Below are 14,586 nucleotides of genomic sequence, written 5' to 3' on the forward strand. Positions count from 1 at the left end.
AAGGTGCTATAATATAGAAGTTAGGAAATAAGGCTAACCAATGAATGATATATTGTAGTATTTTTACCAATAAAAGTATTAAAATGAAATATGAGGAAGTATGCTATTATAGTAATATTTTTATACAGGTCAATAAATTGGAGGTAAACATATGTCTAAAGAAAAATTGCTAATACTAGATGGTCATAGTTTAATGAATAGAGCCTTTTATGCACTTCCACCATTAACTAATTCAGAAGGGATACATACTAATGGAATCTATGGTTTTACAACAATGCTTATGAAAATGAAAGAAGAAATAGAGCCCAATTATATAGTATGTACCTTTGACAGAAGTGCACCTACTTTTAGACACAATGAGTATAAAGAATACAAAGCTGGAAGAAAGAAGATGCCATCAGAATTAGCTGAACAGTTTCCAATAGTTAAAGAACTATTGAAACTTCTTTCAATAGATATATTTGAAATAGATGGATTTGAAGCAGATGATTTGATTGGAACTTTATCAGCTTTTGCTGAAAAAAAAGATATAGAGGTTTATATAGTTACAGGGGATAAAGATTCTCTACAGTTAGCTACAGATAACGTGAAAGTTGTAATAACTAAAAAAGGTATCACAGAAAAAGATATATACGATAGAAATAAAATGATTAAAGTATATGGTGTAACACCAACGGAATTTATAGATGTAAAAGGACTTATGGGAGATGCATCAGATAACATACCAGGAGTACCTGGTATTGGAGAAAAGACAGCTGTTAAGTTAATAAAAGAGTACGGAAGCATAGAAAATGTACTTCGGAATATAGATAACATTAGTGGAAAAAAAATAAAAGAAAGTTTAACTGAATATAGCGAGCAGGCTATATTTAGTAAAAAGCTTGCTACAATTAAAACTGATGTGCCAATAGAAATTGATTTGGATTCTATAAAATCTAAAGAGGAATATAATGCTGAAGGCTTGAGAAATCTTTTTAAAAGACTTGAATTTAAATCATTAATAGATAAAATACCTGAATCAGAGACTTCCGCAGAAACAGAAAAAACAGAAGAAATTAAAGTAAGTTTTGAAAAAGTGGAAAGTTTGGAAGCTTTAAAGGAGCTTATACATAAAATAAAATCAGCCTGTAATCATCATGAATTTCTATACATAACTTTTAAAGTTGAAGAAGCTAATATCTATTCCAAGAGCCGGATAGAAAAAATATTTGTTAACTTAAAAGAAAATAATTATATAATATATTTACAAAGTTTATATAGTTATAATGAACAAGAAACTAAAGAATTGCTAAAAGCTATATTTGAATCTAAGGATATAAAGAAAGTAAGTCATGATGTAAAAATTCCTCATACAATACTTCATAAGATGGGAATAGATTTTATAGAAGTTGAATTTGATTCAAAAATAGCTGCCTATTTAATCAATTCTTCCAAGGGAGAATATGAGCTTGTAGATATTATACAAGAATATTTTAACAGTGATTTATCTGGAGAAGAGGAAGAACTTCAAGTAAAAGAAACATCTATGCTGCCTAAAATCTATGAAACATTGAAAAGTTGTATAGTTGAGAATAATATGGGGAGTTTGCTATATGAGGTTGAACAACCACTTACGGATGTTCTAGCATCAATGGAGTATGAGGGATTTAAGGTAGATAAAAAAATATTAACAGAACTTGGAGAAAAGTTCAGGCTAGAAATAGAAACAGTTCAAAAAGAAATTTATAGTTTGTCAGAAGAAGAGTTTAATATAAATTCTCCTAAGCAACTTGGAAAAATATTATTTGAAAAATTAGATCTTCCGGTAATTAAAAAAACGAAAACAGGATATTCAACTAACGCAGAAGTACTAGAACAGCTTTCAGATAAGCATCCAATAATAGAAAAGGTAACTTACTATAGACAACTAAGTAAACTTTTCTCAACATATATTGAAGGCTTAAAGGCTGTAATTGATGAAGATGGTAAAATTCACTCAAACTTTAATCAAACTGTAACTACAACAGGAAGACTTTCAAGTACAGAACCAAACTTGCAAAACATACCTATAAAATATAAAATGGGAAGAGAAATTAGAAAAGTATTTGTCCCAAATGATGAAAACTGTGTTATACTTTCAGCTGACTATTCACAAATAGAACTAAGGATACTAGCACATATTGCCAATGATGAAAACCTAATAGACGCCTTTGTAAATCATAGTGATATACATACAAAAACAGCTTCAGAAGTATTTAGAGTTCCTATTGATGAAGTTACACCAACACAGAGAAGTAATGCAAAAGCTGTAAATTTTGGTATAGTTTATGGTATAGGAGATTTTAGTCTTGCTAAAGATTTAAAAATATCTAGAAAAGAGGCAAAGAACTATATTGATGCTTATTTTGATAGATATCCAGGAGTAAAGAAGTACTTGGAGGATATCATAAATCAAGCAAAAGAACTTTCATATGTAACTACAATTTTGAATAGAAGAAGGCTTATACCAGAAATAAAATCCTCTAATAAAATTGTTAGATCTTTAGGGGAAAGGCTTGCTATGAATACTCCTATTCAAGGAAGTGCAGCTGATATTATAAAAATTGCTATGATAAATGTATACAAGGAACTCAGTAATAGAAAATTGAAAAGTAAAGTAATACTTCAGGTGCATGACGAACTTATTGTGAACACATACAAAGACGAACTGGAGACTGTAAAAGCTATAGTAAAAGATAAAATGGAAAATGTATTTGATTTAAGAGTGCCTCTTGAAGTGGATATTAATATTGGTGCAAACTGGTACGAAGCTAAATAAAGTGGGATTATAATGAGATAGGCTATTTGCGGCGGTTGTGTGGGATAAAGAGGTGGTTGTATGATAAAAATAGGTCTTACAGGCGGTATTGGCAGCGGGAAAAGTACAATATCAAATATGCTAAAAGAAAGAAAATTTACAGTTATAGATGCAGATGTGGTAGCTAGAGAAGTATTAAAAATATATCCTGAAATACTCCTAGAAATAAAAAAAGAATTTGGAGAAAAATTCTTTGATGAAGAAGGCACACTAAGGAGAAAAACTTTAGGAGAGGTTATATTTTCTAATGATGAGAAAAGAAAAAACTACGAAAAAATAATAATGCCTTTTATAAAAAAGGAGATCTTCAAAAGAATTGATCAATGTGAGCAAGAAGGAAAACAAGTATGTTTCGTAGATGGTGCTACTTTAATAGAAAACAGAGTTAATGATGAAATGGACACAAATATACTGGTTTATGTTGATTTAGAATCGCAAATAGACAGGGTAAAAAGCAGGGATAACTTAACGAAAGAACAAGTTATTAATAGAATTAAGTCGCAGATGCCACTAGAAGACAAAAAGCTATATGTAGATTTTATAATTGATAACTCAGGTACTATAGAAGAAACTAAAATAAATTTAGATAGGACATTAAAAGAGATTGGCAAAAAATATAGGGGGGTGGAGTGTCTTAAAGCATAAAAGCTTATAAGACATATTGTACATTGAAAAATATAAAAGGATTAATATGGATTATATTATTAGCAGTAATAATTATGAATGCAAAAAATATAGCAAGACAATTTTTTCCTATTAAATATACAAAATATATATTACAATATTCGAAGCAATATGATTTAGATCCATATTTAGTATCAGCAGTAATAAAAACTGAAAGCAACTTTGACAAAAATGCCAGATCTAATAAGAATGCATGTGGACTTATGCAAATAACGCCAGATACTGCTCAATGGGCAGCAGAGAAAATGAATATAAAAAATTTTGATAAAAAAATGCTTAGTGACCCGGAATTTAACATAAAAATGGGATGTTGGTATTTAGATAACTTAAAAGAGGAATTTGGTGGGAATATAGATGTTGTATTAGCCGCTTATAATGGTGGAAGAGGAAATGTTGAAAAATGGCTTAAAAATTCTCAGCATTCATTAGATGGAAAAAATCTTCATTATATTCCTTTTAAAGAAACTGATAAATATGTAAAAAAGATTAGAGTAAACTATAGAATCTATAAATATTTATACAAGGATAATCTAAGCAAAACTTAGGTTATCCTTGCTTTTTTCGTTATTTTCCTATTGACGTTTTAAATATACCGTAGTAAAATCTTATTAGTCGATAGGGTGTACGAGGAAATAGCGAAAAAATCGTGTAGGTATCGGCTTAAATATGCGAGAGTGGCGGAATCGGCAGACGCGCACGTTTGAGGGGCGTGTGGGAGACCTTACGGGTTCAAGTCCCGTCTCTCGCACCATTTTTATATTAAAACCGTTGAAAATACTGGTGTGAAACACGTTGTAAATAGCAACACGTTTATTGAGAAAATAATCAATAGGCATGTTGCTATTTTTTTTATTAGACATATTTCTATTATTCCTATAAAGAATGAAGAAGTAAAAATAGTATCTTATTCTGATGGTTCAATAGTTGTACATGTTCAAGAAACAATATACTAAAAGATATGTGGTGTAATAAAACATTAAAAGAAAGTTATATACAGAATGATAACAGATATCTTATAGTAGAAGTTATTAATGAATAGTATTATAGAGAGAAATTGATCTGATTAATACAAGCACTCAATTAATTTGGGTGCTTTTCTCTTAAGTAATATTTTTACACTTATACACATAGATATTACTAATAAAAATTAAAATAGAGGTTAAAAATGTTTGATATTTTTATGTTAGGTGCAAGTATAATTTTTCTTATAATTGGATTGATTGATTATAGAAAACATAAACGTAATGGTTTTTTAGTAGCTAGTGGAACAATGATGTTTGGATATATTTTCGTAAAAGTTATAGATACAATATTTAAATAATGCTCTAAGAATAAAGTCCCATTCCTTTTAATATATATGATAATGAGGTGGTATTTTATGATTAGTGATAGCGAAGAAAGATTTGATACTGAAAAGGATGAATTAGTCTGGACTAAAATTGTTACAATAAATCCGTATCCACATCATTTTGAAAGTAGTTATCATGTTGTTAAGTATTATAAAACAGAGGATGATGAAGAATATTATTTGTTTGAATACATTATGGCGGATAACAAAGGGGCAATAGTAAATAACTTTAATGGATCGTATTGGAAAGCAGTAGTTGAACAATTTGATATTGCTGATAATACTTATATATATTCTCAGGATGTTCACCATAAGAGTAATTATGGGCTAATAATAAGAGGAAAGTTTATAAAGCAACATATAGAAGAATATATGAATAGAGTGCCTTAAATATATGAATAGAGTGCCTTAATTGGTACTCTTTTTATTTTGTCTAAAAAAGTTATAGTATAAGTAAATATGTTATAATACTCCCATATAGTAATTTTATGGGGGTTTTTTATGTTTTGGAAAAAGAAAAAAGAAGAAGAAAGATTTTATAGAGACTGCCTAGATTTATATCAAGAAGAAATAAAAGATAATGTGAAAAATAAGAATGAGCATGATGACATATTAGAATTGACTAAAAAGATAAGAGATGATTATATTGAAAGAATAAACAACAATGAATTAGATATAATGTCTGAAAAGATAAGACTTGAGCATAGTATAGGAAAGTATAATACAACGTTTATGGGATATTCTGCAAATTTATATATAGGAATAATATCTGGTATTTTTGGATTTTATTTTCAAAGATCAGGTATATTTAATAACGTAATCAAAATAAAGGGATTTTCAGACTCGGCAAATCAAACAATAGGTGTTATTGCTAACTTTATAACTTTTATGATACTAATATTTGTTTTAACTGCACTTATGGGTGATAAAAGTACTAGAAAAAGTAAAAAAGTATCATTAATCAATAATATTAGATTAAAAGTTCTAGAAGATATAGAAAAAGGGAATAGTTTAAAGAAGAATTCATCATTGGATGAAGTAGCTGCTACTACTGATGATATAGAAAAAGATATTATTAGTAAGAGAGATAGTAGAGGAATAAGATGGTTAGTAAATATTATGCCTATAATAAAGATTGGAAGAAGAAAATAGTTTAAGATTATTTTATTACAAATAATTTCATAATCTCTAAGGTAATAATAGAGTTGCCAAGCAAGAAGTATCTATAGGTAATACTTTTATAGATTTAATTAAAGGTATTTTTGGACTAGTGTTTTGGGGAGGATTATTATATTTTGTGTGAAAAATATGAACAGAATTATATAGACATAAATACTTAGTGGAGAAAAATATGTACTTGACATAAAATAAAAATAGTATATAATTATAAATATCAGTAGAAAATAATTATTAACAAACACTGCTTGTTTACATTATAGTCGTTTATACATTCCCTGTATAATATAATCCCCCTTACCTCATTATAACAAGGTACAATTAATTTTGTACCTTATTTTTTTGGTATATTATTAAGTAGTAACAACTATATATAATAGGTAGGGATTTTTTAAAACTATAATATATATTTTAATTGAATTATTAAATTTATTATGTTAAAATACATTCAGAGGAATAATAGTAAGCGTATTGCAAAATGATGTTTTTAACATGTTGAAGTGTTGATATATAATGGTTTAACGGTGATTAAATCAAAGTCACGTTTGAGGGGTGTGTGGGAGGAGACCTTACGGGTTCAAGTCCCGTCTCTCGCATCATTTTTATATTAAGCAGCAGGGATATAAATAAGAAAAGGTGCTAATATAAAGGTTTTCATAAAACTATTGACGGCTAATTAAAGTTGTAGTAAAATAATTTTAGTTACAAGATGTTGTTTATTAAAAAGGATTATATTTTTAACTAAGTAATAAATAGTACACAATTTCTGAAATATTCGTTAAGCTCTTATTTTGAACCTACATTACAAGAACGGGAGTTCAATATTTAGATGAGTATATGTACTTTCATGTGAGTCCTTTTACGGCATTGAGGGCGATAGAAACATCTGTGAGAACACCCACCTATCGAGAGATAGGTGTCAAAATTAGAGTACCGGTATTTTGGATATAATATGGATATAATATATTTTATTGAGAGGTAGAAATACCTCTCTTATTTATTTTGTAATCTCAAATAAAGATCTGGAAGCTTTTGTTCCAGACCTTATAGTTATTTTATAAATGTCTATCTTTTATTTTGTCTAGATTGTTCATTAAGCTGTCTAGTTTCCTGAAGGTCAGCGTTATTTGAGTTGCTGGATATAGAGCTTGTAACACCAGATGCTGCAGAACCTGAAGCAGATCTTGATTGAGCATTAAGCTGTTTAGTTTCTTGTAGAGCTGCATCGTTTTTAATATTAGTTATATCACTAGATGTATTACCAGATGTAGATGAACCTAAAGCTGATCTAGATTGTTGATTAAGTTGTCGTGTTTCTTGTAAATTAGCATTATTTGTGCTGCTAGTTATGCCGCTGGAAGCATTACTAGTAGTGTTTCCAGATCTAGATTGTTGATTAAGTTTTTTTGTTTCTTCTAAATTGTTATTAGTCATTGATTTTCTCCCTTCGATTGTTAACATATATTAGCATATGAGATTATCTCATATAACTATTTATATAATTCCCTATGAGAATAATGATATTCAAGATACTATTCACATTAATAGATATATAAGGGAATTTTATAGGATAAGAGTAAAGGTATCAAATACTTTTAAAAAAGCTTTATTGATATTTATGCTTACGTTATATTTAATAAAATATATGGTTGTTCCAAAACGAGAAAAATAAAAATTTCGCTAATTGTAGATCTATAACTTTATTCATTAAAAAAATATTGTTTTATAAAAAACTATTTTAACGAAAAAAGTCTTTTAATATAGGCATTATTTTTGTAAACTAAATATATATTACAAATTCCTATATTATAGAAATAAACTATAGGTTAATGGAAAAATATAACATCAATGTTATTTAAAACTATAGATATATAATTATTTAAATTAATATATAGTGTATACTAAATAAAAAAATTGGAGGAAGAATAATGAATGAAGAATATGTAAGGCATGCAGACCCGTTTATAAAGGCAAGTCAGGAAATTTTATTACAGGTTGCTAATGAAGAAACAGAAATTGGAGAAATATTTTTAAGAGATTCATCTTTTAATGGAGATAATGTAATTATTGTAATAGGGTTAGTGGGGGATCTTCACGGACAGGTTATTTTTAGTTTATCACAGGATTTAGCATGTAGTATTGCATCAAAAATGATGTGTGGAATGCCTGTAACTACACTAGATGAAATTTCAAAATCTGCCGTGGGAGAGCTTGCTAACATGATCTCTGGAACCGCTGCTATGATATTTTCTTCTAATCAAATTAAACTAGACATAACACCACCTACGGTGATGGTTGGTAATAGTATTGAAATATCTACAACTAAATCAAAATCCGTAAGTGTTTCTTTAAAAATGAAAAATGGACATTCTTTTAATATAAATGTTTCAGTTTCATAAGCTTATATGTTGAGGAATATTACATATATTAATAGCGTTAACTATAAAATTGAGGTGAAACAAATTCTATGAGTAGTAAGTACTTAATAATTGATACATCAATACTTCCTGATGTATTTGTAAAAGTTATAAGAGTAAAAGAGTTGTTAAGAACAGGTGGCGTAAAAGATATATCAGAGGGTGTAAAACAGGTTGGCATAAGCAGAAGCACTTACTATAAATACAAAGACTTTGTATTTACTCTATCTGAAGGAATAATTGGACATAAGGTTACCTTAGGTCTAGTTCTTATACATCAAGCTGGAGCTTTGTCGAAAATTTTAGATAAAGTGGCTTTTAAAAAAGGAAACATACTAACAATTAATCAAGATATTCCTATAAATAATGCTGCCAGTGTGACAATTACTTTAGATGCATCCAAGCTAGAGGTAGACATTAACGAATTTGTAGAGGAGTTAAAATCTATTGAAAATGTTATAAAGGTTGATTTAATAGCCGTAGAATAAGGAATGCAGTTGAATATATTTATTTAAATACCACCTTACTCAAAAGTAATTATTTATAAAATGTTCATACATAAAAGGAATTTAAAGTTTAATGTAGAATTTAAAATTTAAGTACTTTTTATTAATGTAAGTGAGGTGAAGGTATGATAGATATAGAAATCACATTTAACGATATCAGAGTTACAAATATTGAGAAGAAAGATTTACCTCAAATACATACATGGATGAAACTAGAGAATCAGTTCATAGATAAAGAAAATAACCTAAAAAATTTAAATGAACGATTTCTAGAGAGCTATATAAGTGAATGTGAATTTTTCCTAAAGATAAATAAGGCTAATACACTTATAGGTATAATAAAGGGTAGATTAGAATTTAAAAGTCTCAATGAAATGTGGATATGGTTTTTCTACTTAAATGATGAATATCATTCAACAGGACTAAATTATGACATAATAAATAAATTAATGAACTACTTTTCAGAAGAATATGATGTTAGTATATTTTTCACTAGATTATTAAATAATGACTGTGAGAATGTTAATTTTTGGAAGAATACAGGTTTTCATATAGTTAGAATGGTAAAAAGTTTTTATGACATAGGTGGAAAATATATGGATATGTTAATAATGAAAAAAGAGTAAAGTACTCCTCTAGGTTTTCAAGGACATACTTTAATTTTACATAGTTAAATGTAATAAATCATTAATATATTAAATATTAATATATTAATGAGATGTAAAATTTTATGTTATCCTTATAATTAAAACTTGGAGGTGAAACAGTGAAATACACACGATATGATTTAAAAAAGGCAAATAGTGATAAGACTTTAATAGTTATGATGTTCTTTATACTTATCCTAGCTTTTGTGTTAGGAACTATTATTTTCAGATTGTTAGTTAGGAGCCCTGACAGTTACAATAATAAGTCTGATATTAATGCTAATGCTTCAAACAATAATAATAAGTCAGTTAACAATAATATAAGTAAGTTAGTTAAGTTTATAATTGTACAAGGTGGAATTTATCAAAATAAAGAAAATGCAGATGCAGAAAAAATTTTGCTAAATCAGTATGGCACGCCATTTAGCGTTGTTGAAGGTAACAAAACTAGAGTATTACTTGGAATCTATTCAGAAGAACAGGGACAAAAAATTATAAAATCGCTTACAGATCAAAAAATAGACAATTCTAAAATTACTATAAATATAAGTAATAGTGATTTGTGTGATTCTGAAATCACAGAAATAATTAGTGCTAACTTACAGATATTAAATAAACTTGCAGAAAAAAACGTGAAATCAATACAAACCGATGAAATAAAAAAATGGTGTTCCTCTTTAAATAAAGTAGATGAAAATAGCAAAAATATATCTATATTGAATGATTTAAAGGACAATATTAATAAAATGCCTAAAGATTTATCTAAGGACAAGGCAGAAGAAAATTATATATATATATATAATTTAATGAACAAAATGAAATTAGAATAGTTCTTAGCAGGTATAGAAAATCCTTCAGTGGATTTAATACCTGCTTTGTTTTTATAGGGGAATTTTTGTAATCATTACATTTATATCAATTATTTTAAAAATTTTATTAAACCATATTCTACATACTTGTTTATGTTTTTATTAAATGTTAAACTATAAAAGATATATTATTAAGGTAGGGGATGTTTGTGAGAGGGGCTGAAAAGAGCATAAGTTTCCTATGGTTTGTAATATTTTTAGGGGCAATATGTGGAAGCCTTGTTGGGGATATATTAGGAAATAACGTGAGAATTTTAAATTTTTTGAAGAATTCTTATGCCATAGGAACGTCAACACCTAGTGTATTAGACCTTAAAGTCGTTATTTTAACTTTAGGTTTAAATTTAAATATTAATATTATGACTATAATTGGTATAATTATGGCTATAATACTATACAGGAGATTTTAGGAAGTGATTTAATGAAAATTATTTTAGCATCAGCTTCTAGTAGAAGACAAGAACTTTTAAAACGGTTAACAGAAGAATTTTCGATTATTATAAGCAACTTCGATGAAAGCTCAGTTAACTTTAATGGTGATTGTGGTTCTTATGTAGAAGAGCTTGCCCTAGGGAAAGCAAAGGATGTGAGCTATAGGGTAGAAGGTAAGTCTATCATAATAGGTTGTGATACAGTAGTATCTTTTAAAGGTAGGGTTTTAGGAAAACCTAAAGATAAGGATGAAGCATTTACTATGCTTAAAGCATTAAGCGGAAATGTACATCAAGTATATTCGGGTATAGCTGTTATAAACAAGTTAACAGGTAGAATTATAAAGGATTTTGTTTGTACCGATGTAAAGTTTGATATTTTATCTGATAATCAAATAGAGAAATACATAGAAAAAGAAGAATACAGTGATAAAGCTGGTGCTTATGGAATTCAAGGTTATGGAGGAGTTTTTGTTGAAGAAATTCGTGGATGCTACTATAATGTTGTAGGGCTTCCTTTAAATAAACTGCTTAAAATGTTAAAGGAGATGGGGGTAAATCTATAAAAGGAGTTAAAATATGAATCAAACACTTAAAATTTTAGATTTGCCTGAAAATGAAAGACCAAGAGAAAGATTGTTGAGATATGGTGGTGAAATTCTATCTAATGCAGAACTTCTAGCAATAATTTTAGGATCAGGAAGTAAAAAGGAGAATGTCTTAGATTTAAGTAACAGAATTATTAAAGAAAAGGGCGGGTTAAGAGGGCTTATAAATTCTAATATAGAGGACTTTATGACTCTTCATGGCATTGGCAGGGCTAAGGCAGCTCAACTTATAGCCCTATCTGAGCTTTCGAAAAGATTTAGATCTTATAGAGATGGCAGTGAATATAAGATTTCTAACCCAAAGGATGCGGCAGAGTTAGTTATGGAAGAAATGAGAAGTTTAAAACAGGAACGCCTAAAGGTAATCATGCTTAATACTAAAAATATTGTTGTACATATCAAAGATGTTTCCGTTGGAAGCTTGAACTCTTCAATTGTGCATCCAAGGGAGGTATTTTGTGATGCTATTAGAAAAAGCAGTGCTTCCATAATTATATGTCATAACCATCCTTCAGGAGACCCTTCACCTAGTAATGAAGACATAAATATAACTCATAGATTGAAAGAGTGCGGCAAATTATTGGGAATTGATTTATTGGACCATGTGATAATTGGGGACGGTAAGTATATAAGCTTAAAAGAAAAAGGAATATTATAGAATTGAAAGGAGAAATCTAAATGGGATTTTTTGGAATATCAAGAGACATGGGAATTGATTTAGGAACAGCTAACACTTTAATATACGTTAAAGGAAAAGGTATTTTACTAAGAGAACCTTCAGTTGTGGCTATAAATAGTGACGTTAAGAAAGTTTTAGCTGTAGGAGATGAAGCTAAACAAATGATAGGTAGAACTCCAGGAAACATAGTTGCAATAAGACCTTTAAAGGATGGAGTTATTGCAGATTTCGATGTAACGCAAACAATGCTAAGAAAATTTATAGAAAAAGTAAGTCCAAAGTCTGCTTTTACTAGCCCAAGAATTGTTGTGTGTTTTCCATCAGGTGTTACAGAGGTTGAGAAGAGAGCTATAGATGAAGCTACAAAACAAGCAGGGGCTAGAGATGTGCTGCTTATGGAAGAACCAATGGCAGCGGCTATAGGTGCTGGACTTCCTGTTAACGAACCAACGGGGAGTATGATTGTAGATATAGGTGGAGGAACTACAGAGGTAGCAGTAATATCACTCGGTGGTATAGTAACAAGTAAATCCTTAAGAGTTGCTGGAGATGAATTGGATCAAGCAATTATTAGTTATATAAAGAAGGAATATAGCCTTGCAATAGGAGAAAGAACTGCTGAAAATGTAAAAATTCAATTAGGTTCTGCTTTTGATGTAGGTGAAGAAAATTCTATGGAAATAAGAGGAAGAGATTTGATATCAGGACTTCCTAAAGTTGTTAACATAACAGAAAGTGAAGTAAGAGAAGCTTTAAAAGAACCAGTAGCTTCAATAATTGAAGCTATAAAAACTACCCTTGAAAAAACTCCACCAGAACTTGCTTCAGATATTATGGACAAAGGAATAATGCTTGCAGGTGGCGGAGCAATGCTTAAAGGACTAGATCAGTTAATAAATAAGGAAACCCACATGCCTGTTCACATTGCTGAATCTCCTCTTGACTGTGTTGCCCTGGGCGCTGGAAAGGCACTAGATACTATAGATAAAATAGTAGCTAGTAGAAAATAACATATAATCATGAAGTTTTTAAGAAATAAACTGGCAGTAACTATAGTGGTACTGTCAGTTACATTTTTAATTTTAATAGTACACAGTATTAAGAGTGATAAAATGTCATTTGTGCAAAGCGGGGCAGGTATAACTTTTAATTCTATACAAGGTAGTATATATAAATTTAACAGTGGAGTTAAAGAGTGGGTAAGCTTTATATTTAATTTTTCTAATGTAAAAAAAGAAAATGAAGAACTAAAGAAAAAAAATAGTAAACTTGAAAGCAAGTTACTTGAATATGATTCTCTGAAAAGTGAAAATGAAAGACTTAGAGAAACGCTTAATTTTACAGATCAAAAATCAGAATATAATTATGTAGGTTGTGATATAGTAGGAAAAGGTGGAGAAGGACTTTTAGATCAATTGATTATAAATAAAGGAAGTAAAGATGGAATAGGAAAATACATGATAGCTATAACATATGAAGGCTTAGTAGGTCAGGTAATCTCTGTAGGGACTAATTCGTCTATAGTTCAAACTTTATCTAATGTAAATACTGCAGTTAGTGGAGATATTGAAAGAACCAATGATAATGGTATAGTTCAAGGATATAGAAGTAGTGATAATAGGCTACTTGCAAAATTGAGTTTTCTTCCTATAGAATCAGACGTAAAAAATGGTGATGTAGTTTCAACCTCGGCTATTGCAACGCCATATCCAGCACTTTATCCAAAAGGAATTAGAATTGGTTCTGTAATAAATGTAGAAGAGGATAAGGGAAAAGTAATGAAAAATGCCATAATTAAACCTTATGTTGATTTTAACAAACTTCAAGAGATATTTATAGTTGTACCTAAAAATAAAATAGACGTAAAATATTAAGGTGAGTTAAAATGAAAAAAATATTAGTATTAATTCTTTTTTTAATTTTATTTTTTATAATAGATAATGCGTTAATGCCTTACTTTTCTATAAGAGGTATCTATCCTAGCTTGCTTTTCATATTTGTAATTTGTTATTCTATTATTAATGGGAAGTGGGAAGGCTTATGGCTTGGAGCATTTTCAGGATTACTGCAGGATATATACTTTACTAATGGTTTAGGTATCAATGCTTTAGTTAACATGATTGTTTGTATTTTAGCAGGTGCTATAGGTGATGGCATTTTCAAAGAAAAAAGTCTAATTCCTGTAATGTCTTGTTTGGGATTAAGCTTATTAAAAGGAGTTTTCCTAATTGTAATACTATATATAAGCAATATATATGTAAATGTTCAGGATATATTTTTTATAGGTGTTTATAATATGATTATAAGTATAGTTATGTACAAAAAAGTGTATAAACTCTGCAATAAACAATATATGCAGAAAAGGTGGAAATTTTAGAGGAATGG

18 protein-coding genes, 1 tRNA gene and 1 other RNA gene are annotated in these 14,586 nt (G+C 28.9%); 19 read left to right on the forward strand and 1 reads right to left on the reverse strand.

Going from position 1 to position 14,586, the window contains the following annotated elements; all coding sequences use genetic code 11:
* The first annotated feature begins 151 nt into the window (after positions 1 to 151).
* The 9 genes from polA to ssrS all read left to right on the forward strand — a co-directional run bounded on the left by polA (position 152) and on the right by ssrS (position 6,996).
* Positions 152 to 2,797, forward strand: a complete 2,646-nt coding sequence (gene polA / locus HGI79_RS09880) for a DNA polymerase I (protein WP_185650550.1) — start codon at positions 152 to 154, stop codon at positions 2,795 to 2,797.
* Between the two features lie 60 nt (positions 2,798 to 2,857).
* Positions 2,858 to 3,481, forward strand: coding sequence for a dephospho-CoA kinase (gene coaE, locus HGI79_RS09885; protein ID WP_185650551.1), 624 nt, complete (start codon positions 2,858 to 2,860; stop codon positions 3,479 to 3,481).
* 23 nt (positions 3,482 to 3,504) lie between these two features.
* Positions 3,505 to 4,065, forward strand: a complete 561-nt coding sequence (locus HGI79_RS09890) for a lytic transglycosylase domain-containing protein (protein WP_185650552.1) — start codon at positions 3,505 to 3,507, stop codon at positions 4,063 to 4,065.
* Between the two features lie 123 nt (positions 4,066 to 4,188).
* Positions 4,189 to 4,271: transfer RNA gene (locus HGI79_RS09895), tRNA-Leu, on the forward strand.
* A gap of 31 nt (positions 4,272 to 4,302) precedes the next feature.
* Positions 4,303 to 4,473 carry a hypothetical protein gene (locus tag HGI79_RS09900; protein ID WP_185650553.1) on the forward strand — a complete coding sequence of 57 codons (171 nt, stop codon included), beginning with the start codon at positions 4,303 to 4,305 and terminating at the stop codon, positions 4,471 to 4,473.
* Between the two features lie 212 nt (positions 4,474 to 4,685).
* Entirely contained in the window at positions 4,686 to 4,841 is a 156-nt protein-coding gene (locus HGI79_RS09905; protein WP_185650554.1) for a hypothetical protein, read from the forward strand.
* Between the two features lie 57 nt (positions 4,842 to 4,898).
* Positions 4,899 to 5,258 (forward strand): hypothetical protein, encoded by a 360-nt coding sequence (locus HGI79_RS09910; RefSeq protein WP_185650555.1) that lies wholly within the window; start codon positions 4,899 to 4,901, stop codon positions 5,256 to 5,258.
* Positions 5,259 to 5,369: 111 nt separating this feature from the next.
* Positions 5,370 to 6,020, forward strand: a complete 651-nt coding sequence (locus HGI79_RS09915) for a hypothetical protein (RefSeq protein ID WP_185650556.1) — start codon at positions 5,370 to 5,372, stop codon at positions 6,018 to 6,020.
* A gap of 784 nt (positions 6,021 to 6,804) precedes the next feature.
* Positions 6,805 to 6,996: non-coding RNA, 6S RNA (gene ssrS / locus HGI79_RS09920), on the forward strand.
* A gap of 113 nt (positions 6,997 to 7,109) precedes the next feature.
* Here ssrS and HGI79_RS09925 read toward each other — a convergent pair.
* Positions 7,110 to 7,478: a hypothetical protein gene (locus HGI79_RS09925; protein WP_185650557.1), complete on the reverse strand. Its 369-nt coding sequence runs from the start codon at positions 7,476 to 7,478 to the stop codon at positions 7,110 to 7,112.
* A 494-nt stretch (positions 7,479 to 7,972) separates the two neighbouring features.
* On the opposite strand from HGI79_RS09925, the gene HGI79_RS09930 reads away from it, so the two are divergent.
* The 10 genes from HGI79_RS09930 to mreD all read left to right on the forward strand — a co-directional run bounded on the left by HGI79_RS09930 (position 7,973) and on the right by mreD (position 14,578).
* Complete coding sequence (locus tag HGI79_RS09930; RefSeq protein ID WP_185650558.1) at positions 7,973 to 8,443, forward strand: chemotaxis protein CheX; 471 nt, start codon at positions 7,973 to 7,975, stop codon at positions 8,441 to 8,443.
* A 68-nt stretch (positions 8,444 to 8,511) separates the two neighbouring features.
* Complete coding sequence (locus HGI79_RS09935) at positions 8,512 to 8,949, forward strand: ACT domain-containing protein (protein ID WP_185650559.1); 438 nt, start codon at positions 8,512 to 8,514, stop codon at positions 8,947 to 8,949.
* A 143-nt stretch (positions 8,950 to 9,092) separates the two neighbouring features.
* Positions 9,093 to 9,593: a GNAT family N-acetyltransferase gene (locus tag HGI79_RS09940; RefSeq protein WP_185650560.1), complete on the forward strand. Its 501-nt coding sequence runs from the start codon at positions 9,093 to 9,095 to the stop codon at positions 9,591 to 9,593.
* 140 nt (positions 9,594 to 9,733) lie between these two features.
* Positions 9,734 to 10,444: an SPOR domain-containing protein gene (locus HGI79_RS09945; protein ID WP_185650561.1), complete on the forward strand. Its 711-nt coding sequence runs from the start codon at positions 9,734 to 9,736 to the stop codon at positions 10,442 to 10,444.
* A 188-nt stretch (positions 10,445 to 10,632) separates the two neighbouring features.
* Positions 10,633 to 10,893 (forward strand): DUF4321 domain-containing protein, encoded by a 261-nt coding sequence (locus tag HGI79_RS09950; RefSeq protein ID WP_185650591.1) that lies wholly within the window; start codon positions 10,633 to 10,635, stop codon positions 10,891 to 10,893.
* Positions 10,894 to 10,904: 11 nt separating this feature from the next.
* The gene (locus HGI79_RS09955) at positions 10,905 to 11,480 is read left to right on the forward strand and encodes a Maf-like protein (RefSeq protein ID WP_185650562.1); all 576 of its coding nucleotides are present in this window, start codon (positions 10,905 to 10,907) and stop codon (positions 11,478 to 11,480) included.
* Between the two features lie 13 nt (positions 11,481 to 11,493).
* Positions 11,494 to 12,180: a DNA repair protein RadC gene (radC, locus tag HGI79_RS09960; protein WP_185650563.1), complete on the forward strand. Its 687-nt coding sequence runs from the start codon at positions 11,494 to 11,496 to the stop codon at positions 12,178 to 12,180.
* 20 nt (positions 12,181 to 12,200) lie between these two features.
* On the forward strand, positions 12,201 to 13,211 hold the full coding sequence (locus tag HGI79_RS09965; RefSeq protein ID WP_185650564.1) for a rod shape-determining protein: 1,011 nt from the start codon (positions 12,201 to 12,203) through the stop codon (positions 13,209 to 13,211).
* Positions 13,212 to 13,220: 9 nt separating this feature from the next.
* The gene (gene mreC / locus HGI79_RS09970; RefSeq protein WP_185650565.1) at positions 13,221 to 14,075 is read left to right on the forward strand and encodes a rod shape-determining protein MreC; all 855 of its coding nucleotides are present in this window, start codon (positions 13,221 to 13,223) and stop codon (positions 14,073 to 14,075) included.
* A gap of 11 nt (positions 14,076 to 14,086) precedes the next feature.
* Positions 14,087 to 14,578: a rod shape-determining protein MreD gene (gene mreD, locus HGI79_RS09975; protein ID WP_185650566.1), complete on the forward strand. Its 492-nt coding sequence runs from the start codon at positions 14,087 to 14,089 to the stop codon at positions 14,576 to 14,578.
* Positions 14,579 to 14,586 lie beyond the last annotated feature (8 nt).

Source organism: Clostridium sp. DJ247 (assembly GCF_014231265.1).

Coding starts and splice junctions, on each gene's coding strand:
- polA (WP_185650550.1), top strand. CDS start 152: ATGTCTAAAGAAAAATTGCTAATACTAGATGGTCATAGTTTAATGAAT.
- coaE (WP_185650551.1), top strand. CDS start 2,858: ATGATAAAAATAGGTCTTACAGGCGGTATTGGCAGCGGGAAAAGTACA.
- HGI79_RS09905 (WP_185650554.1), top strand. CDS start 4,686: ATGTTTGATATTTTTATGTTAGGTGCAAGTATAATTTTTCTTATAATT.
- HGI79_RS09910 (WP_185650555.1), top strand. CDS start 4,899: ATGATTAGTGATAGCGAAGAAAGATTTGATACTGAAAAGGATGAATTA.
- HGI79_RS09915 (WP_185650556.1), top strand. CDS start 5,370: ATGTTTTGGAAAAAGAAAAAAGAAGAAGAAAGATTTTATAGAGACTGC.
- HGI79_RS09925 (WP_185650557.1), bottom strand. CDS start 7,478: ATGACTAATAACAATTTAGAAGAAACAAAAAAACTTAATCAACAATCT.
- HGI79_RS09930 (WP_185650558.1), top strand. CDS start 7,973: ATGAATGAAGAATATGTAAGGCATGCAGACCCGTTTATAAAGGCAAGT.
- HGI79_RS09935 (WP_185650559.1), top strand. CDS start 8,512: ATGAGTAGTAAGTACTTAATAATTGATACATCAATACTTCCTGATGTA.
- HGI79_RS09940 (WP_185650560.1), top strand. CDS start 9,093: ATGATAGATATAGAAATCACATTTAACGATATCAGAGTTACAAATATT.
- HGI79_RS09955 (WP_185650562.1), top strand. CDS start 10,905: ATGAAAATTATTTTAGCATCAGCTTCTAGTAGAAGACAAGAACTTTTA.
- radC (WP_185650563.1), top strand. CDS start 11,494: ATGAATCAAACACTTAAAATTTTAGATTTGCCTGAAAATGAAAGACCA.
- HGI79_RS09965 (WP_185650564.1), top strand. CDS start 12,201: ATGGGATTTTTTGGAATATCAAGAGACATGGGAATTGATTTAGGAACA.
- mreC (WP_185650565.1), top strand. CDS start 13,221: ATGAAGTTTTTAAGAAATAAACTGGCAGTAACTATAGTGGTACTGTCA.
- mreD (WP_185650566.1), top strand. CDS start 14,087: ATGAAAAAAATATTAGTATTAATTCTTTTTTTAATTTTATTTTTTATA.